Source organism: Alteromonas sp. ABH4_456, from assembly GCF_056160645.1.
The window spans coordinates 40,561-59,056 of the sequence record NZ_JBSWXO010000002.1 but is presented as its reverse complement, the minus strand read 5'-3'; the positions used below and the strand labels follow the sequence as shown (position 1 = coordinate 59,056).

The 18,496-nt window shown below is 50.1% G+C and carries 20 protein-coding genes; 19 read left to right on the top strand and 1 reads right to left on the bottom strand.

What is annotated here, in order from left to right; translation table 11 throughout:
- Positions 1-219: 219 nt before the first annotated feature.
- A complete protein-coding gene (locus ACXAG2_RS03350) occupies positions 220-1,290 on the top strand; it encodes a PepSY-associated TM helix domain-containing protein (RefSeq protein WP_474864548.1) in 1,071 nt (356 codons plus the stop codon).
- Positions 1,291-1,400: 110 nt separating this feature from the next.
- On the top strand, positions 1,401-3,521 hold the full coding sequence (locus ACXAG2_RS03345; protein ID WP_474864546.1) for a TonB-dependent receptor: 2,121 nt from the start codon (positions 1,401-1,403) through the stop codon (positions 3,519-3,521).
- On the opposite strand, the gene ACXAG2_RS03340 is transcribed toward ACXAG2_RS03345, so the two are convergent.
- Positions 3,513-4,055, bottom strand: coding sequence for an acyltransferase (locus ACXAG2_RS03340; RefSeq protein WP_474864544.1), 543 nt, complete (start codon positions 4,053-4,055; stop codon positions 3,513-3,515). The genes ACXAG2_RS03345 and ACXAG2_RS03340 overlap by 9 nt on opposite strands.
- Positions 4,056-4,126: 71 nt before the next feature.
- On the opposite strand from ACXAG2_RS03340, the gene ACXAG2_RS03335 reads away from it, so the two are divergent.
- The 17 genes from ACXAG2_RS03335 (at position 4,127) to ACXAG2_RS03255 (ending at position 18,305) form a co-directional block, all read left to right on the top strand.
- On the top strand, positions 4,127-4,675 hold the full coding sequence (locus ACXAG2_RS03335; RefSeq protein ID WP_474848348.1) for a histidine phosphatase family protein: 549 nt from the start codon (positions 4,127-4,129) through the stop codon (positions 4,673-4,675).
- Positions 4,676-4,740: 65 nt separating this feature from the next.
- Complete coding sequence (locus ACXAG2_RS03330; RefSeq protein ID WP_474848346.1) at positions 4,741-5,697, top strand: biogenesis protein MshI; 957 nt, start codon at positions 4,741-4,743, stop codon at positions 5,695-5,697.
- On the top strand, positions 5,687-6,340 hold the full coding sequence (locus ACXAG2_RS03325) for a hypothetical protein (protein ID WP_474841685.1): 654 nt from the start codon (positions 5,687-5,689) through the stop codon (positions 6,338-6,340). Before ACXAG2_RS03330 ends, ACXAG2_RS03325 begins: the two co-directional genes overlap by 11 nt.
- Positions 6,337-6,981 carry a hypothetical protein gene (locus tag ACXAG2_RS03320; RefSeq protein WP_474864543.1) on the top strand — a complete coding sequence of 215 codons (645 nt, stop codon included), beginning with the start codon at positions 6,337-6,339 and terminating at the stop codon, positions 6,979-6,981. Before ACXAG2_RS03325 ends, ACXAG2_RS03320 begins: the two co-directional genes overlap by 4 nt.
- Positions 6,974-7,336 carry a hypothetical protein gene (locus tag ACXAG2_RS03315; RefSeq protein WP_474864541.1) on the top strand — a complete coding sequence of 121 codons (363 nt, stop codon included), beginning with the start codon at positions 6,974-6,976 and terminating at the stop codon, positions 7,334-7,336. The genes ACXAG2_RS03320 and ACXAG2_RS03315 overlap by 8 nt, the downstream gene beginning before the upstream one ends.
- Before the next feature lie 10 nt (positions 7,337-7,346).
- A complete protein-coding gene (gene mshL, locus ACXAG2_RS03310; protein ID WP_474864540.1) occupies positions 7,347-9,017 on the top strand; it encodes a pilus (MSHA type) biogenesis protein MshL in 1,671 nt (556 codons plus the stop codon).
- A 3-nt stretch (positions 9,018-9,020) separates the two neighbouring features.
- On the top strand, positions 9,021-9,938 hold the full coding sequence (locus ACXAG2_RS03305; RefSeq protein ID WP_474864538.1) for an ExeA family protein: 918 nt from the start codon (positions 9,021-9,023) through the stop codon (positions 9,936-9,938).
- The gene (locus ACXAG2_RS03300; protein WP_474864536.1) at positions 9,935-11,134 is read left to right on the top strand and encodes a tetratricopeptide repeat protein; all 1,200 of its coding nucleotides are present in this window, start codon (positions 9,935-9,937) and stop codon (positions 11,132-11,134) included. The genes ACXAG2_RS03305 and ACXAG2_RS03300 overlap by 4 nt, the downstream gene beginning before the upstream one ends.
- 2 nt (positions 11,135-11,136) lie before the next feature.
- The gene (locus tag ACXAG2_RS03295; RefSeq protein WP_474864534.1) at positions 11,137-12,882 is read left to right on the top strand and encodes a GspE/PulE family protein; all 1,746 of its coding nucleotides are present in this window, start codon (positions 11,137-11,139) and stop codon (positions 12,880-12,882) included.
- Positions 12,869-14,104: a type II secretion system F family protein gene (locus ACXAG2_RS03290; RefSeq protein ID WP_474864532.1), complete on the top strand. Its 1,236-nt coding sequence runs from the start codon at positions 12,869-12,871 to the stop codon at positions 14,102-14,104. Before ACXAG2_RS03295 ends, ACXAG2_RS03290 begins: the two co-directional genes overlap by 14 nt.
- On the top strand, positions 14,101-14,622 hold the full coding sequence (locus ACXAG2_RS03285) for a hypothetical protein (RefSeq protein WP_474864531.1): 522 nt from the start codon (positions 14,101-14,103) through the stop codon (positions 14,620-14,622). The genes ACXAG2_RS03290 and ACXAG2_RS03285 overlap by 4 nt, the downstream gene beginning before the upstream one ends.
- 43 nt (positions 14,623-14,665) lie before the next feature.
- Entirely contained in the window at positions 14,666-15,301 is a 636-nt protein-coding gene (locus ACXAG2_RS03280) for a pilus assembly FimT family protein (RefSeq protein ID WP_119503517.1), read from the top strand.
- A 55-nt stretch (positions 15,302-15,356) separates the two neighbouring features.
- On the top strand, positions 15,357-15,854 hold the full coding sequence (locus ACXAG2_RS03275) for a type II secretion system protein (RefSeq protein ID WP_474841668.1): 498 nt from the start codon (positions 15,357-15,359) through the stop codon (positions 15,852-15,854).
- A gap of 26 nt (positions 15,855-15,880) precedes the next feature.
- The gene (locus ACXAG2_RS03270; protein ID WP_474841666.1) at positions 15,881-16,438 is read left to right on the top strand and encodes a pilus assembly FimT family protein; all 558 of its coding nucleotides are present in this window, start codon (positions 15,881-15,883) and stop codon (positions 16,436-16,438) included.
- Positions 16,428-17,009, top strand: coding sequence for a type IV pilus modification PilV family protein (locus ACXAG2_RS03265; protein WP_474841664.1), 582 nt, complete (start codon positions 16,428-16,430; stop codon positions 17,007-17,009). Before ACXAG2_RS03270 ends, ACXAG2_RS03265 begins: the two co-directional genes overlap by 11 nt.
- Entirely contained in the window at positions 17,009-17,863 is an 855-nt protein-coding gene (locus ACXAG2_RS03260; RefSeq protein WP_474864529.1) for a PulJ/GspJ family protein, read from the top strand. Before ACXAG2_RS03265 ends, ACXAG2_RS03260 begins: the two co-directional genes overlap by 1 nt.
- Positions 17,847-18,305, top strand: coding sequence for a hypothetical protein (locus ACXAG2_RS03255; protein ID WP_474864527.1), 459 nt, complete (start codon positions 17,847-17,849; stop codon positions 18,303-18,305). The genes ACXAG2_RS03260 and ACXAG2_RS03255 overlap by 17 nt, the downstream gene beginning before the upstream one ends.
- Positions 18,306-18,496: the final 191 nt, after the last annotated feature.

The window sequence follows — 18,496 nt, the reverse complement described above, 5'->3', positions numbered from 1 at the left end:
GGATTTTCAAAATTTAAAGCTTAACTGTTAAAGTTTTCCGATTGTATTTCATTTTTTACAAGTTTAAAACAAAAGTGTAACTAACTGGACGGGCAGTCTGGTAAATTAACAACTATATACAACTTAACGCAGCTAGATTGTTATGGCTTTCCTGCTAACATGTCAGAAAAAATCTTCCTTCAAAATCATACCTTTGAACGGACACTCGGGATTGCTCATTTGAAACTTTGGCTTAGAAGACTACACCTTGTGCTGGCGCTGATTTCAGGACTGTTTATTACCTGTCTGAGTGTGACCGGAGCGCTGCTGGTTTACGCCAAAGATATCCAGATTCTTTCACAACCTGATAAATGGCAGGTGTCATCACAGGATGAAGTACTTCCTCTTTCACGCCTGATGTCCGCCGTTGAAACGGAAACCGGGCAGCCTTTTGCCATGTTGATGCCGGAAACGGATCCACAGCTTGCCTGGCAGGGAAAGCTGGCGAACGATGAGTATGTCAGTGTCAATCCTTATACCGGTGGCGTTGTCTACCGGTATGACTACTACACCACTATCTACGGCTTCACGATGGCTTTGCATCGCTGGCTATTGTATGAGGGCGGAGAGAAGGGCAAGCCGTTACGTAACTGGGTCTCGATAAGCGCACTGGTACTTATCTTCGAGCTTTTACTGGGTTTTTACCTGTGGGTGAAACCGAAAAACAGGTTAAAGCGGCTGGTAATCAAACGCCGCGCAAAGTTACGCATCCTGATGTATCAGCTTCATACGGTGCTGGGTGTCTACTTATTGGTACCACTGCTCTTAATTGCGTTTACCGGCATGGCCTTCAACTGGAAAAAGCCAACGCAACAGGTCGTCGAAACCATCACTTTTTCAGAGGTGGAAACCCGACCCGTACCCGCGCGGCTAACAGCGTCTGAATCGTTATTGCCTGCCGCCATCGATATCGCTTATGACCGGGCAACAACAATATTCCCTGATGCCCGGTTATTCCGCATCTATTTCCCTCTGAAAGCCGGTGAACATATTGGTTTCAGAATGCAAAATCCCGGCGAGTCTCATGCTTACAGCTGGGTATGGGCTCACTCGGTGACGGGGCAGGAAACCGGACGTTACGATGCCTCTTCGGCAAACGTTGCCACGCAGGTCTGGAATTTCAAATATAAGTTTCATACCGGCGATTTTGCCGGCCCTGTGGTTCAGTTCCTATGGTTCTTTGTTGCTCTGTTGCCAGCTTTTTTTACCGGCTCAGGGATCTGGTTCTGGTGCAAGCGACACTACAAATAAGTTATATCCCGACAAGATAATGAGAATAGTTTTCATTATCTTTACATTGCCTTCCTACACCTTTAGTATATCGCGCCTTTCTTCTTGTTATATTTCTTAAAAGAGTTTTCATGTCTAAATTTTCCCTTTCTCTCGTGGCGTTGGCTGTCAGCACCTCTTCAATGGCTGTCGAAACGCAAACAGACGACATTGAACGCATTATTGTTTCCGGAAGCCGTGTTATCGAAAGTATTGATGAAGTGCCGGCGTCCATTACGGTCATCTCTCAGCGCCAGATTGAAGAACATCTTAAGGTTAATCCCGAGCTTCAGAGCTTGCTGGCGCAAATGGTGCCGGGACTTGCTCCTGATACAGGCAGTTCAAGCAATACCGGTCAGTCGTTGCGGGGCCGGGCGCCGCTGGTCATGATTGACGGTGTGCCACAGTCAACGCCGCTGAGAAATGGCTCACTGGGGATTAAAACTATCGATCCCAGTGCTCTTGCACGTATCGAGGTGATTAAAGGTGCCACGTCAGTATACGGAAACGGTGCATCAGGCGGCATCATTAACTACATTACGAAGCAGGCAACAACACAGGACAGCCATAAAGGGCAGATCAGTCTGTCATCACGGTTCAGTGCGGTGAAAACGGAAGAGTCCGCCGGCGCCAGGGTCTCCGCAGCGGTTAACGGAAAAACCGGTAACTTTGATTACCTGCTGACTGCCAGTTACGAAGAAAACGGCGTGCAGCGGGATGCTGAGGGCGATATTCTTGGCTTGCAGTACGGTCTTTCAGACGCAGAAACGCAGAACTACTTCACTAAACTGGGTTATGAGTTTGATGACGAAAAGCGTCTGCAATTCAGTTACAACTATTTCAGCTCTCAGCAAAAAACAGATTTGGGGGATGTGGCCGGCGACATTAATCAGGGTGAGAAAACCTACGCTATTCACGTTCCGGAAGCCCTCCAGAAACAGGGTAAGCCCCAGGGGCCTGACGGAAATGAAAACATTACTGTTAAATACACCGACAGCAATATTTTCACCAACACCGAAATGACCCTCGATGTGTATTCGCAGGACATCGAAAATGTGTTTTTCTTTTCGCCGAACCTTGCAAACCCTGACGAGGGTTATGACGGGGGCCAGTCGATTATCCGTTCAGAGAAACGTGGTGCCAGAGCCACATTCAACACCATTGCCGACTTCGATGGCGTGGAAGCAACGTTTATCTATGGTGTTGATGCCTTGCAGGACACCACTTCACAGCCTCTGGTGGATGGCCGGGTATGGGTACCTGAAATGGACATGGACAGCATTGCCGGCTTCCTGCAAACCAAGTGGGTAATTCAGGATAATATTATTGTGAAAGCGGGCGTCAGAAGAGAAAGCATTGACTTAACTGTCGATGATTACGAAACACTCAAGCTTTGCCGTACTGCAACACAATGCTCTGTGCCGTTACAGGTAAAGGGAGATACCATTGATTATGATGCCACGACGTACAACATTGCTATCAAGTACAACTGGAAGGATGTATTCAGTCCGTTTATTAACTATTCACAGGGTTCAGATATCGCCGATATTGGCCGTTTACTCCGCGCAGCAACAGTAGACGATATCGGTCTGATTCAGACAGAAGCGTCTATTATCGATAACTACGAAGCGGGTTTCACCTCCCTGTTTGATAATGTTCGTATTGAAGTGGCTGCTTACCGCAGCACTTCTGAACTGGGCACCACAAACCAGTTTAATGCGGTCACCGGTGTGTATGAGCCGGTGCGTGCACCACAGGAAATCTGGGGATATGAAGGATTGGTTGACTACCGTATTTCTGAAACCCTGGCGGTCGTTGCGACATACAGTTACGTTGAAGGTAAGAATACTGAAGCCGATATCTATTTAGGCTCGCGCCAAATCAGTCCGCCGAAGGCCACGGTAAATGTAAACTGGCGTCCCCTTGATAGTATGTCATTAACAGTGAGCTACTTGCACGTTGGCGACCGTAAGCGCTTTGCGCCTGATGCTGACGGGGAATATGTGGGTGATCAGGGCCCGGTCTCCAGCTACAACATTTTCAATGTGAGCGGGAAATATCAGTTTGCAGACAACTGGAATGCGTTTATGGGAATCGAAAACCTGTTCAACAGTGATTACTACCCGGCGAGGGCCCAGTCTTACACCTACGGTGGCTACAATATTAAAGGTCTGGGTACGACAGCAACTCTGGGCGTGACCTGGTCATTTTAAAGCGGGTCTTTTCCGGATGGTGGCCGGCGAACCCGCGACAGTGGTGTTCGCCGGTACATCGTCAAACACCACCGCACCGGCACCGACAATGGCCTGATCGTCAATAGTGACGCCAGGTTGAATAACCGCATTAGCACCAATCCACACATTGTCGCCAATTGTCACCGGCGCATTATTCATATTGAGGGGGGGATGAACTTCTCCTGTGTCTAACGGCACGGTACTGATGATTGCGCCCGGCCCGACAAATACCCCTTCGCCAAGACGGATATTTTGTTCAGCAATAAATGTCACGTTGTGATTGAGAAAAACGAACCGGCCCAGTTCCACGGAGGCATTACCTGACAAACAAAATACCGGCTCAATCCAGCAGGGACCGCGGCATGTAAAGAGAGCTTTCATTGCCTGTTTTTTGCTTTTAGCCGGCGCGTCTGCTTTGCTAAGTACATCGAGGTAAGGCCCTTTTACATCGCAGCGGAGAAGTGCCGCGCGTAACGAAGGCAGGCTCCGGTCTGAAAACGGTAACGGGGTCAAAGTGCTTTCTCTTTTGTAAGGGTTTGTTTATTATAGGATTCCGGATTTAAATTGCACATATGAGCACAGGTGTGAAGACTGAAATTGTATTGATCCGGCATGGCAGACCCCGCTCAGCAGATAATATCCGTTGTACAGCATCAGGTTACGCGAACTGGATTCGAAAGTATAATGCCGCCGACCTTGACCCCAAAAGCAAACCCGCTAAATTACTGAGTCTTAACAACTACTTTGTCATGAGCAGCGATTTGTACCGGGCCCGTTTAACGGCCCGATATTGCTGCGGCCATAGTGCCTGTGAGTACAGCAGTTTATTCAGAGAGATGGATATCCCTTATTACCGGTTACCGTTCCGGCTCAGAGCGTGGACCTGGGTTTATTTCAGTCGTGCCCTGTGGATGGCCGGGGCGGGCGGCAGGTTTGAAAGCTATAAAGACGCTAAAGCCCGGGCAGAAATGGCCGTTAACTTATTGGAAGTGCGGGCAAAGACCCATAAAAAAATAGTCATGTTTGGCCATGGAATGATGAACAGGGAAATTCGCAAAAGGTTGCAACAGCGGGGCTGGGCAGTTGCAGAGAAGGATAACGGCTATTGGGGCGTTAATCGTCTACACTTATAACGGCTGACAGTACGCTGACACTTTTTTCTGCCGGCGCTGAATAATAACTAAGCGAATTAATCACTATGTACATTGGTTGGACAACTTATCTCAAACAACGTTTTCAATCGAAGCGTGCCGGCATGGCTGTCGGTGTATCGTTGTCTGCCGAAACTGCTACCTTCACGGCTTTGCGTAGTAAAGGCGGTGAATCTTATGTTGTCTCTGAAGTTTCTGTGCTTTATTCCCAGTGGCAGACGCAACTCAGTAAATGGGTAGCAAAGCAAAAGCTGTCCGGTGCAGAGTGTCACGTTGCGCTGGCGCAAAACTGGTATCAATTGCTGCAGATTGACCGGCCCGACGTTAAAGATGACGAAATCAATGATTCTCTGGTTTGGCCGGTGAAAGAGCTGATGGGATTCGACAAGCCCATGGTGCTGGACTACTTCGATCTGCCTGTGCCACTGGCCGGCAATAAAAAGGTCAATGTCGTTGCTATGCCTGAAGACACCATAAAAGAGATTGTCGCCGGTTGTATTGAAGCGAATGTACGGCTGGAAAGTATTTCTGTTGAAGAGCTGGCACACTGCGCGCTGTTGCCGGTTATGCAGGAACCGGTTATCACGCTGACGCAGGAAGCCGGAGAAGAAATTATTCTGAACGTCGTCAAGGACGGTCACTTGTATCTCAGCCGAAGGCTGAAAGGCTTCGAGAACCTGGGGAGTTTTTCCGAAGAAGAACTGAGAATGGGCGTGCTGGATTCATTATGTATTCAAATTCAGCGTTCCATGGACTTTTTCGAAAGCCAGCTGCGTCAGGCACCGGTACGTAAGGTGATGATTCGCATCAATGCAGCACAAACCGCAATTATTTTAGAACAGATATCACAGGCAGTTTCTGCTGAGGTGACTGAGCTGGATCTTAGCGGGGTGGTCAACGACCCGTCGGAAGTTATCTCTAATCTGAGCAGTCTGGGCATGGCGCTGACGCCGGCACGGAATAAAACGCTGTCTGCAAAACCGATGGTGGCTGATGAAAAGTAATATCAACCTCTATCAGTCCCGCTTCGAACCACGCATTGATTATCTGTCATTGTCCAGCGTCAGTCTTGCCATTGGAGTAGTTGCTCTCATCGTACTGATAACAGGCAGTATTTATCATTATCTGGCCAGTAGTGCAGAAGCTGAATACGTGAAGCTGCTGGAACGTAACCGGATCCATCAGAGCCAGATTGATGAATTGCAGGCCGAGGTAACAAACTGGAAAGCAGACCCTGCGCTGATCAAAAAGGTAGAAGACATCAAACTGGATCTCAGTAAGCAACGTCGTGTACTGGAAGAACTTGCTGCCCGCGCCCCGCTGCGGTTCAAAGGTTTCAGTATTCTGCTGGACGACCTGGCTGACAAACATGAGTCTGATCTCTGGATCGAGTCTATGGCGGTGTCTGAAACTAACATGACTTTTAACGGGCAGGTGTCTTCACCCCAGGCTTTTCCCCGCTGGTTGCAGCGGTTAAGTGAAACAAGCAGTTTCAGAGGGCGCAGTTTTGCCGCTGCCAGGGTGTATATGGACGAAGATGACGCACTGAAATTCGAGTTATCCACCCGCAGAACGGCATCAGCAACGGCTGCTGCGCCGGCACAGCAAAGTGCGCCGGGTTTAACGCTGCCGGGAGGTGCTCAATGAGTAAGCCTTCATTACACGTTAAATTTGAAGCGTTATCCCGGCGGGAAAAGGTGATGACACTGGTATCCGGTATCGCACTGGTGCTGCTTACAGGCTTCACCTTCTTTATTGAGCCTGCCATGAATGACTTAAGCGGGTACAGAAAAGAACTGGCTGCCGAAGAAATGAAAAAGCAGACGTTACAGGCGCAACAGGCCCTGTTCGTGGAAGCGCTGTCGGTAGACCCGGATGCGGAAAAGCATGCTGAATATGATGAGCTGGTGGCTAAGAAGAATGATTTGTCCGTCAGCTTTTCAACACAACTCGACGAGCTGGTGTCGCCGGATGAAATGGTGTTGCTGGTGGAAGAAGTGTTTTCCCATACCCACGCACTGACGTTGACTGAAATGTCGTCGGCGGAGCCAGTCTCTGTTTTTGCAGATAACGAATCTATGCAGGATGTAGAGCTTTATCAGCATGGCGTGACAATGACATTCATGGGCAATTATTTCGACGTTAAGAATTTCATCGAAGTGCTGGAAACCCGCTCAAGGCAGCTCTACTGGCGGTCAATTGATTATGAGGTGACGGCATGGCCGGCGGCAGATGTCACCGTGGAAGTATATACCCTCAGTACAGATAAGGCGTTTATCGGTGTTTAACAGATACGGCAAATATTTAGTGTTTACCGGCATTCTTCTCATGATGAGCCAGCTTGTGCATGCCGGCGACCCGACCAGACCGGGACGGGGCTATAAAGGTCAGTCTTCTGCGGTAAAAACGCAGACCGGTTATCAGGTAACAGCGATTTTTAATCATGGCATGCGTCCTCAGGCCATCATTAACGGCAAGCTGGTGGCTGAGGGATATCAGTTCAGTGACGCAACCGTGAAAACAATTTTAAAAGATAAAGTGATTATCAGTCATCAGCGCGACGGCCGCTGGCAACCGGTGACGCTGTCAGTGAATCCGGCATCATCAGATAAGTTTAGTATCCGCAGTGCGGACTCATATTAGGGATCAGGCAATGCGTAAAGCCACCATCACCTTACTCGCAGCTTTCGTTTTGAGCGCCTGTCAGTCAGCGCCAAAAGAATCTGTTGTTGAGCGTTCGTTGAAAGACGAGTTGCAGGCACAGCTGGATGCTGAAAAGGCGAATAAGGCTACTTCTGAAAAATTGGATGAAGTACCGGATGCCGTGAATTCTGCGCTGATGACCGCGCCTGAACCTGCCGCTACGCCGGCGGCACTGCTTGGCCCTGAAAAATACGACATTAATGCCCAAAGCGTGGATGTGCGCCAGTTTTTGTCCGGGCTGGTTTATGACACGCCATACAGTGTAGCCGTGCACCCGGATGTGACCGGTTCGGTTACCCTCGATTTGAAGCAGGTGTCACTGGACGGGGTCATGTCATTACTCTCTGATTTATACGGATTCGATATCCAGAGACAGGGAAACGTATTTCGCGTGTTACCCGCGGGTATGCGTACCGAAACTTTCGCCGTGAACTACCTGCTGATGAAGCGTAACGGGGCGACTCAAACCAGTATCATTTCCGGCGGGGTATCGCAAAATGCCAATGGCGGAAACGGCAGTCAGTCCGGCAGCGGTAACTTCAGTAATTTTACCGGTAGTGAAATGGGCGGCAACGGCCAGTACAGCAGTATGTCCGGTAACAATAATGGCACAATGATCAGCACCCGCACAGAAACTAACTTCTGGGAAGATTTACAAACCAGCCTGGCGTCTATGCTTGGCACAGAAGGGGGGCGTGCGGTGTTTGTTACGCCTCAGGCCGGTTTGGTTACCGTTCGTGCATTACCGTCTGAGATCCGTGCCATAAAACGCTTTTTGCAGGTATCTGAAACCCACCTGCAACGTCAGGTAGTGCTGGAAGCCCGTATTCTTGAAGTAGTGCTGAGTGACGGCTATCAGCAAGGGATCAACTGGAATGAAATCATCGCCAATGTGGGCAGTACGAATTTCTCATTCGCTACCACCGCAGGTACGTTTGGCAACGCACTAACCCCGGATTTGGGCGGCATTACCAGTTTGTCTTTCCTCAATCAGGATTTCTCAGGTGTGTTGAATCTGTTGTCCACACAGGGGAATGTTCAGGTGCTGTCCAGCCCCCGTGTTACTGCAACAAACAATCAGAAGGCGGTGATTAAAGTGGGTGACGATGAGTATTTTGTTACCGACGTATCCAGCCAGAATACGATTACAGCCACATCGACTTCGGTGGTCCCGGATATTGAACTGACGCCGTTCTTCTCGGGTATTGCGCTCGACGTTACGCCCCAGATTGACGATAAGGGCAGTGTGCTGTTGCACGTGCATCCTTCTGTTATTGAAACCGAAGAGCAGACTAAAGTTGTCACCCTCAACGAAGAAGAAATTGTGCTGCCGCTTGCGCAAAGCACTATCCGGGAATCTGACACGGTCATCCGTGCCTCTTCGGGAGAAATTGTTGTAATTGGCGGCCTGATGCAAACCACCATTACTGATAATGAAAGTAAAACGCCGTTGCTGGGGGATATTCCGGTGGTGGGGAACCTGTTCAGAAATAAACGTCAGCAGGAAACCAAAAAAGAACTGATCATACTGCTTAAGCCTACTGTGGTAGAGCCCGGCACGTGGAGTAAGCAAATCGAAATGAGCCGTTCGCAGATGGCTGACTGGCTGTACGTGGAATAAGTCATGTATCTGAGTCACTTTGGCCTTCAGGAGCCGCCCTTCACGTTGACGCCGAATACCCAGTTTTACTTCGGGTTGCCCAGCCACAATGAGGCAATGGAAGTGCTTAAAACGGCGCTTGACGCAGGGGAAGGCTTTATCAAAGTGACCGGCGAGGTAGGCACGGGCAAAACCCTGCTTTGCCGGAAATTGCTCAACGAATTGCCGGATAATTTTCCCTCCGCCTATATTCCTAACCCCATGCTGTCACCGGAAGAGTTTCGTCGTGCGGTAGCCGCTGAAATTGGTGTGGTGCTGGATGTGGGAGGCGATCAGCAGCAATTTACCCGTCAGATTGAAGCCAAACTGATTGAAAAAGCTAAAGTAGGGTTGTCGGTGGTGCTGATCGTGGACGAAGCCCAGGCCATGCCTGAGGAAACGCTGGAAGCGCTCAGACTTATGACCAATCTGGAAACGGAATCCAAAAAGTTACTTCAGGTAGTGCTGTTTGGTCAGCCAGAACTGGATCAGAAGCTGGCTACGCCAAGATTGCGGCAGCTAAAGCAACGTATTACCTTCAGTTACCGGTTGGCGCTGATGAATGTGGATCAGGTTGAGCAGTATGTGCATCATCGTTTGCAGGTCGCCGGATACAAAGGCTCTCCTGTGTTCGGGCACCGCCCCTGCCAGATGATGGTGTCTGCCTGCCGCGGAACCGCAAGGCTGATTAATGTGGTCTCTCATAAGGCTTTAATGCTGGCTTATGGCGAAGGAAAACATGAGGTAACACTGGCGCATATTAAATATGCTGTAAAAGATACTGAAGCCACACAACGGCGGATAGCCGGTATGCCTCTGCAAGCCATTGGTCTCGTAGCGACGGGAGTGGTTATCGCGGTTACTGTCATCGCAGGTATGTGGTTCAGTGGAGGCGCGGTATGAGTGTAATCAATAAAATGCTCCGCGACCTTGAAGGACAGAATAAACAGGGCGGCAACACAAAAAACTATAAACCGTCCTCATCGGGAGACGCTGGCAGAAAGAGCCGGCTGATCATTCTGGGTGTGTTGCTGTTTGCCGCAATTGCATGGAGTGCGTTTACTTTTCTGGTGGATGCCAAAGACAACGGGGACAGAACCGCCCCACCGGTCACAGCCGGGACTTCACCGGATAACCAAGCCGGAACAGCGCCGTTATCGTTGAATACCGCGTCATCTCCGGTCTCTGATGAATCTGAGCCGGAGCCGCGCCTTACCGCATCAGGAGATAGCAGCCTCACCGCAATAGCACCGCCTGATAATACATCAGTTGCCGTTACAAATAGCTCAGAGTCAGCACCGGTAACGCCGGAAAATATACCGCAGGCCGGAGGCCGGACAGCGTCACAAGCCGGTGACAATGGTCCGGTCATTGTTTTTAATCATGTTCAAACAGAGCCACAATCCCGGCAGGAAGAAGCTGTACAAAAAACGGCTCCGGAATCTGCAGGCAACCGTGTGCCGGTAACAAAACCGGAAAAAGCACATAGTAAAACGGCTGATACAGGGGTGATGAAAGTCACTAAGTCGCAGCCTGCCGCTGTGGAGGCTACACTGCGCGATCAGATTGCCGGTGAGATGAAAAAAGGCAATATGCGTGAAGCCACCCGTCTGCTGATACTGTTATCACAACGGGAGCCGGATAACCTTGATGTCCGCAAGAAACTGGCATCAGTGTATTTCGCAGAAGGACAAGTAGAGCAGGCGCAGCAAATACTGGAACAGGCACTCGTGAAAGCACCGGCGAATACCAGTATCCGGTTGATGCTTGGGCGTCTTTACACTCAGCAGAACATGGGCGAACTGGCCTGGGAAGTGATCAGTCAACCGGTCGTCACTACCGACACGGACTTTTTGGGATTTCGCGCAGGTTACGCCAATCAGCAGCAAAAATACGACACAGCGATCAATGATTACCGGGCGCTGACAGAACTGCAGCCTGCCACAGCGCGCTGGTGGTTAGGTTTAGGCATTGCTGCAGACAAGCTTGATCAACGACACCTGGCGGTGCAGGCATACCAGAAGGCTCTTAACAGACAAGGGCTGGAAGACGATGTCGAACTATTCGTCCGGAAACGGATTAAGGATCTCTCGGAGTAATTATGAGTCAGACGAAAATCCGTTTAGGAGATCTGCTGGTACAGGATGGTTTAATTACCGGTGAGCAGCTGGTAGGGGCGCTGGGAGAACAGCGTAAAACAGGCCGTAAGCTGGGTGCCACACTTATTTCCATGGGGCTGGTGACAGAGCAGGAGTTATTAACGTTACTCTCCCGCCACCTTAAGGTCGCGCTTATCGACCTCGACCAGTATCAGGTGAATGCCAGTGCCGTAAAGCTATTACCGGAAATTCAGGCCCGCCGGTACAGAGCGCTGGTTATTGAAGACAAAGGTGACAGGTTGCTGGTGGCGATGAGCGACCCGGCTGACCTCAACGCGCAGGATAACCTGTCAGATCTGCTGCCCAAACCATTTGATATGGCTGTGGTCAGCGAAGCGCAACTATATAACGCCTACGATACCCATTATCGTAAAACCGATGAAATCGCCTCTTTCGCCCATGAGCTGGCAGAGGAATATCAGGAAACAGATGACTTTTCGTTAAGTGCCGGTGTGGAAGAAGAGCAGGACACCGCTGTTTCCCGGTTACTTCAGTCAATCTTCGATGATGCGGTCATTGCCAAAGCCTCGGATATTCACATTGAGCCGGATGAAAGCAAGCTGCGCATCCGTCAGCGTGTCGACGGTGTGTTGCAGGAAACTGTTATTCCGCAGGGAAACATTGCTGCAGCACTGGTATTACGCCTGAAGCTGATGGCCGGTCTGGATATCTCTGAAAAGCGGTTACCTCAGGATGGCCGTACCCAGGTAAAAGTACGGGGACACCGCATTGACGTGCGTTTATCAACCATGCCGGTTCAGTCCGGTGAAGCGGTGGTAATGCGTTTGCTGGATCAGTCAGCCGGAGTATTAACACTGGAACAGACCGGGATGCCCGCGCCGCTGTTGAAACGTTTCCGCACGCTGTTACAACGCCCGCACGGCATGATTCTGGTTACCGGTCCTACCGGTTCAGGGAAAACAACGACCCTTTACGGCGCGCTGAGTGAGCTGAATAAACCGGAAAGAAAAATCATCACTGTTGAAGATCCTGTGGAATACCGTTTGCCCAGGGTAAACCAGGTGCAGGTTAACAGCAAAATCGACCTGACTTTCTCCAGTGTACTGCGTACCACATTGCGTCAGGATCCGGACATTATCATGGTGGGGGAAATGCGGGACCAGGAGACGGTGGAAATCGGTCTGCGGGGAGCATTAACCGGTCACCTGGTATTGTCAACGTTACACACCAACGACGCTGTTTCCAGTGCTATCCGCCTGCTTGATATGGGAGCGCCGGGTTACCTGGCCGCCAGTGCGTTACGTGGCGTTGTTGCCCAGCGTCTGGTCCGTAAAATTTGTGACAGTTGTGAAAGTGTTCACACCCCCACCCCGGAAGAGGTGTTCTGGCTTAAACACGTGGATAAATCTTTGGGAGAGGTGGTATTTAAAAAAGGTCGCGGTTGCCAGAAATGTAATCAGACCGGCTACAAAGGCCGGATTGGTGTGTTCGAACTGCTGGAACTGAATGACGCCATGATGGATGCGCTGAAGGTTGGGGATACCGTAGGCTTTGCGCAACATGCCAGAGAAAGTAATCGTTACCGGCCGCTGGCTTACGCCGCATTAACCTACGCGAAAATGGGCATGACCACCGTTGAGGAAGTGCTCAAGTTGTCTGAAATGGTCGCCGATACCTCAGATACAGACGTGGACAAAGCAGAGGACACGGGTGATGGCCAGGTTTAGTTATACTGCCCGTGAAAGGACGGGTGAGTTAACCGAAGGAACTATGGAAGCCACGGACGAGAGCGCCGTGGCAAAGCTGCTGCTGGCCCGCAATGTCATCCCCATCAAAATTGTTGCGAGCAAAGATGAGCCGGCTTCCGGTGCTGAAAAATCCATGGACGTGCACTGGTACACGCCCAATGTGTCGCTGGACGAGCTGGTTATTTTCTGTCGTCAGATGTTTTCACTGACCCGTGCCGGTATTCCTATTTTGCGGGCCGTCAGTGGTTTGGCGGAGTCCAGTAATTCTGTGCGAATGCGTGTTGCTCTGCTTGATGTTATCGCCCAGTTGGAAAGGGGACGCAGTTTGTCTTCGGCGCTGCATTTGCACAGCGATATTTTCAACCAGCTTTTTGTGAGCATTGTTCACGTGGGCGAGAATACCGGTCGTCTGGATGATGCGTTTTTACAGCTGGCTGAGTACCTTGAACGGGAGCAGGAAACCCGTAAGCAAATTAAAGCCGCCACCCGGTATCCTATATTCGTGCTGATTGCTCTGGCAATGGCCTTTGTAGTGCTCAACGTGTTCGTTATCCCAAAATTTGCCACCATGTTTGCCAAATTCGGAGCCGAACTGCCCACCATGACCAAAGTGCTGCTGGCCATTTCTGATTTCATGCTTAACCGCAGTTATATTCTTATCGGCATTATCGCCTTAATCAGCTACGGCATTTACCGCTATGTGAGTACCGAAAGCGGCCGGTATAAATGGGATCGTCTCAAGCTTCGTCTTCCCGTGGTGGGAGACATCATCCGCCGCTCACTGCTGGCCCGTTTCAGCCGCAGTTTTTCTATGATGCTCCATTCCGGTGTGCCCCTTACCAATGCCCTTAATCTTGTGGCGGATGCGGTCGATAACGCTTATGTGTCAGCTTCTGTTATTGAAATGCGCCAGCGCATCGAGAAGGGCGAGAATTTAACCCGGGTCAGCCATGCCAGCGGACTCTTCACCCCGATGATATTGCAAATGATTAACGTGGGGGAAGAAACCGGGCGGGTAGATGAGCTGCTTGCTGAGGTTGCCGGTTTCTATGAACGGGAAGTGGATTACGACCTGAAAAGCCTGACTGCGAAAATTGAGCCGTTCCTGATTGTGATTGTCGCCGGCATGGTACTGATTTTAGCTCTGGGTATTTTCTCCCCGATGTGGGACATGATGAGTGCGATAAAGGGGGGCCGGTGAGAAAAAGTAACGCCGCCGCAGTGAATGAACAGCGCAAGATGTTCCTTGGCATCATATCAACCCTGGTGTTTGCCATTTTAATGGGCAGTTTTATCGTCTACCTCTACGAATCGGAGCCGAATTTGAAAGGCCAGATCCTGTTCCGCTTCGGCGATAAACTCGAAGACAGTGCTGTCAGCGCACACTGGCAGTGGCAGGCGGAGGGCCGTCCGGAGCGTATTTTGCTGGTGCACTATAATAGCGAAGGTAAAGAGACTGATCGCCGTCCGGTGGTGATGGGAGTAACGGGCTGGCCCGGCGTTAAACATACAGATGACGGCTGCCGGAAGCTGTGGCAGATGTTGCTGAATCAGCCTATGGAAGTGGATGGTTTCAGAGTCCGCGGGGATTTTTACGAAGGTGGTACAGATACAGAGTCGGGTGAGCCAGTTAATGCTTATTGCCGGTTCGGACTGAGCAGCGGTGACTATTTTGATTATGCAATTTATCGCGGAGATGTGACCTATGAAGATGAGTGACCCGGTACATCGCCAGCATGCAGAAAAACGGGAGAACAGAAACATGGATATACAGCGTTATCGGGCAACACAGAGTCAGGCCGGCTTTACGCTGATTGAGCTGACCATTGTTGTGGTATTGCTTGGCCTGCTGGCTGCGGTGGCCATTCCCCGGTTTCTGGACGTAACCGAAGATGCGGAAAATGCCACCGTTGAAGGTGTGGCAGGCGGTTTTGCCACCGGCGTGGGGCTGGTACGGGCGCAATGGGAACTTGAGGCCCGTCCGCAGGACAACGACAGCACGAATCAAACCTTTGTCACATTGGATGGCGTGCGTGTAGGGGTCGACAGTGACACCGGCTACCCTACCGGACAGCTGGCGAATGATGGCAGCTCGGAAGATACCAGTATGAGTAATGCAGATTGCCAGAGCATTTTCAGTCTGATCATGCAGAGTGCACCGACCATTACTGCTAACTGGCAAAATATTCCCACGGAACGATTTCGTTACTATACCGCTGTAAGCAGTGGTACAGGATCTGGCGGAAATGACCAGTGCTACTATTATTTAAGTCAAACCATCAAGAACTTAAACACCGCGCCGGTCGATAACACACAGGGAAATGGATTCATATACGACTCAAGGATAGGTCAGGTTATTGTGTTCACTAACAATAGCGATCAATCCATAACTAACTGAGCAATATTTTGAGCCATAATATATATAGTTAATTTCCTATTTAGAGGTACTGAGCATGCAACAACGTGGTTTTACACTTATCGAACTGGTCATTGTGATAGTGATTTTAGGTATTCTTGCCGTAACGGCAGCGCCCCGTTTCATTGACTTACAAGGCGATGCCCGTGCATCTACCCTGCAAGGTGCTAAAGCGGCACTGACCAGCGGCATGCAACTGGTTTATGCAAAATCTGCCATTGCCGGTGAACAACGCACGGCCTATGCCGGTAACGCTACGACGCGGGTAACTATTGGAGGGGAAAACGTTAATACTGACTTTGGGTACCCAGATGCCGAAGTTGCTTCACTCGCAAACTTGAACTATTGGGTAGAGTTTGCTGATGCAGACTGGGACTTCACGGCGAATGCACCAGCTGCCGGTCAATTTACGATCACTCCAAATGGTGTTACAGCTGTAGCTATCACTTCATCTGATGCGTGTCAGGTGGTATATACAGAAGCTGCAGACGCGAATACAGCTCCATCCGTTGATGTTTACACAGACGGTTGCTAATACTCTGAAATAAAGAAGGATGTGTAATGCGAAAGCGCATTACGTCAAATTATGTTCAGTCGGGCTTTACCCTTGTTGAACTTGTCATCATCATAGTTTTACTGGGTGTGTTATCGGTGGTAGCGATTTCACGCTTCGATGATGGCAAGGGGTACAACGAGTTCCTGCTGCAAAAGCGCCTGCTTAGCGCACTAAGGCATGTTCAGATGCAGGCCATGCAGGACACCCGTGACGGATATTGTCACCGGCTGAACTTCAATTATTCCCCGTCATCGCTCAATTTCGGCCCGCCAGTGGCCACTCTGGCAACTGCCAGTTCATCCGCGTCCTGTCAGAGCGGCATTGATTTCAGCGCTGCCAGCCACCTCCGTACGGATAATGGCGAAATGAGTGCCATGGAAGTCACTATGTCGGGCTACGATGGCAATGCCTCCGCGCCGGTCTATATCGGTTTTAACAATGTGGGTAAACCATTGACCCCCGGCGCTCTGTGCGCTTCAGGTTCCGGTTGCCGTATTTCATTTGCCGGCAAATCAACCGCCAGTGTGTGCGTAAACAGCCAGGGTTTCATCTATGAATGCTAACCGGGGGTTTACATTACTGGAAACGGTTATCGGGATGGTGATATTTGCCATCGTGCTGACCACGTCTGTGCAGCTCATTGCTGAACAATCAAAGAAAAGCCTGGAACCCATCTGGCAAACCCGTGCAGCGGAACTCGGACGGGCATTGCTATCGGAAATTAACAGTAAAAAATTTGATGTGCGTTCCAGTTCTAATCCCGACGCCCCCCGGTGTAATGAGGGCAGTCGCTGTTCTTATACCAATGAATTCGGGCCGGGTAGCGGTGAGCTCAGAGCAAACTGGGATGATGTGGATGATTATCACCTGCTCAGCCAGTCGGGTGCCGGTATTACTGACAGCCGTGGTGTAGCGCTAATTGCGTCAGACGGCTCACCACTTTATCAGGGGTTTTCGCTGTTTGTCCGGGTGCATTACGATGACAATATTGATGGTATAGACGATGACGATATTAATCAGGATGGCGTATACGATACCGGTACCTATACCGGGAATATAAAACGCATTGTCGTCTTTATTACCACACCGGGTGGCGATACGGTGGTGTTCTCTGCATACAAGTGGAATATCTGATGGCGAAGTTCAGTGTACAAAAAGGCTTCACCCTGATTGAACTTGTCACAGTGATTGTGATCCTGGGGGTTGTGGGTTTGGGAATAAGCAGCTTTATGGGAAATACTATGCTGCTGTTTGCCGGCAGTGTTGAGAGAGAGCAACTGATGAACGAGGGCCGCTTCGCCGTAACGCGGATGCAGCGGGAAATGGCCCGTGCAGTGCCAAACAGTTTTCGCATCGCCGGAAACAGTGGTGTGCACTGCGTTGAATTTACCCCGGTCGTCTGGCCTGCCAGCTATGCCACTGCACCTTTTGGTTCAACGTCCAACCGTACGATTAATATGTTCTGGCCACACGACCCGGATGGTAATTACCATATTGTCGCTAATGATCAGCACATCGTCATTTATCCCCTGCAACCCGCTGACGTATACGATCTGTCACGTAACAGAAAAGCGCGGGTAACAGGATGCTCAGATGACGGAGACGGGCATTGCCTCACCCGTGATGACAGTGATGATGTTATTCAGGTACAGGTAGACCGTGCATTTCAGCAGGCATCACCTCATCACTATGCCTATTTTGTTAACCGGACAATCAGCTACTGTGTGGCGAATGGCAACGTATATCGCAAAGAGGAAAATATGAATACCTCGCAATCTTTGTCGTTGTCTGGTGCTGTAATTGTGGCTGAGCATGTTACAAATTCCTTGTCAGGTAATCCGGCGTCTTCCTATGCCGCTAACGACCCGTTAATGGTATTTGCGGGCCCGGCCGGAAAAAGCAATTTCGTCAGGATAAACCTTCAGTTTAATGATAACGGTGAACAGGTTAATCATTTTCAGGAGGTGCACGTTGCGTTCAAACCCTGAAACAACCTGCGCTTTGCCCGCATCACAGAAGGGCAGCATGCTGGTACTGGCGATGTTTGCCATTGTAGTGCTGTCACTCATTGGTATATCGATGGCTTCAATGGTGCAGTCATCAGAAAAAACCATTGTGTATGAAGTCATGGGCGAGCGGGCAGAGCAGGCCTCTCTGGTGGGAGTAGAAATACTGGTCCACGCGATTAAACCAGTTAACGGTAATCTGCATATTTGCGACAACTCTTTCAACCTGGACAGTCTGGTGGTGAATATGCAGGGGTTTGAAGGCTGTACGATTGTAGTGCGGTGTACCACCCGTTCAATCCCTGTCAGCGGAAACCAGACAGAGTACCATTATGAAATTAAATCCACCGGCACCTGCGCTGCCGGTGATATGGTGGCGACGAAATCCAACACATACAACATGACTAAACCCTTCAACTATTAGTCTTGCCTGGTATGTTTATCTTTGCCTCCGGATTTTCCTGAACTTTTCCTGAACGGAATGCCGTCTTCTCAGTCTAACGACTGTTCAGAGTGGTGATTGTCACTCTTTTTGCACACTTTTACATGACGAAACAATCCCCCTGCTGGCTGATTTTTGAACTAAAATTCTGCTCAATCATTTAAGCTGACCAG

Bases quoted from the DNA above. Each gene is read 5' to 3' on its own strand.
- ACXAG2_RS03330 (WP_474848346.1), top strand. From the start codon at position 4,741: ATGTACATTGGTTGGACAACTTATCTCAAACAACGTTTTCAATCGAAG.
- ACXAG2_RS03265 (WP_474841664.1), top strand. From the start codon at position 16,428: ATGAATGCTAACCGGGGGTTTACATTACTGGAAACGGTTATCGGGATG.
- ACXAG2_RS03260 (WP_474864529.1), top strand. From the start codon at position 17,009: ATGGCGAAGTTCAGTGTACAAAAAGGCTTCACCCTGATTGAACTTGTC.
- ACXAG2_RS03270 (WP_474841666.1), top strand. From the start codon at position 15,881: ATGCGAAAGCGCATTACGTCAAATTATGTTCAGTCGGGCTTTACCCTT.
- ACXAG2_RS03325 (WP_474841685.1), top strand. From the start codon at position 5,687: ATGAAAAGTAATATCAACCTCTATCAGTCCCGCTTCGAACCACGCATT.
- ACXAG2_RS03290 (WP_474864532.1), top strand. From the start codon at position 12,869: ATGGCCAGGTTTAGTTATACTGCCCGTGAAAGGACGGGTGAGTTAACC.
- ACXAG2_RS03300 (WP_474864536.1), top strand. From the start codon at position 9,935: ATGAGTGTAATCAATAAAATGCTCCGCGACCTTGAAGGACAGAATAAA.
- ACXAG2_RS03275 (WP_474841668.1), top strand. From the start codon at position 15,357: ATGCAACAACGTGGTTTTACACTTATCGAACTGGTCATTGTGATAGTG.
- ACXAG2_RS03295 (WP_474864534.1), top strand. From the start codon at position 11,137: ATGAGTCAGACGAAAATCCGTTTAGGAGATCTGCTGGTACAGGATGGT.
- ACXAG2_RS03320 (WP_474864543.1), top strand. From the start codon at position 6,337: ATGAGTAAGCCTTCATTACACGTTAAATTTGAAGCGTTATCCCGGCGG.
- ACXAG2_RS03305 (WP_474864538.1), top strand. From the start codon at position 9,021: ATGTATCTGAGTCACTTTGGCCTTCAGGAGCCGCCCTTCACGTTGACG.
- ACXAG2_RS03280 (WP_119503517.1), top strand. From the start codon at position 14,666: ATGGATATACAGCGTTATCGGGCAACACAGAGTCAGGCCGGCTTTACG.
- mshL (WP_474864540.1), top strand. From the start codon at position 7,347: ATGCGTAAAGCCACCATCACCTTACTCGCAGCTTTCGTTTTGAGCGCC.
- ACXAG2_RS03345 (WP_474864546.1), top strand. From the start codon at position 1,401: ATGTCTAAATTTTCCCTTTCTCTCGTGGCGTTGGCTGTCAGCACCTCT.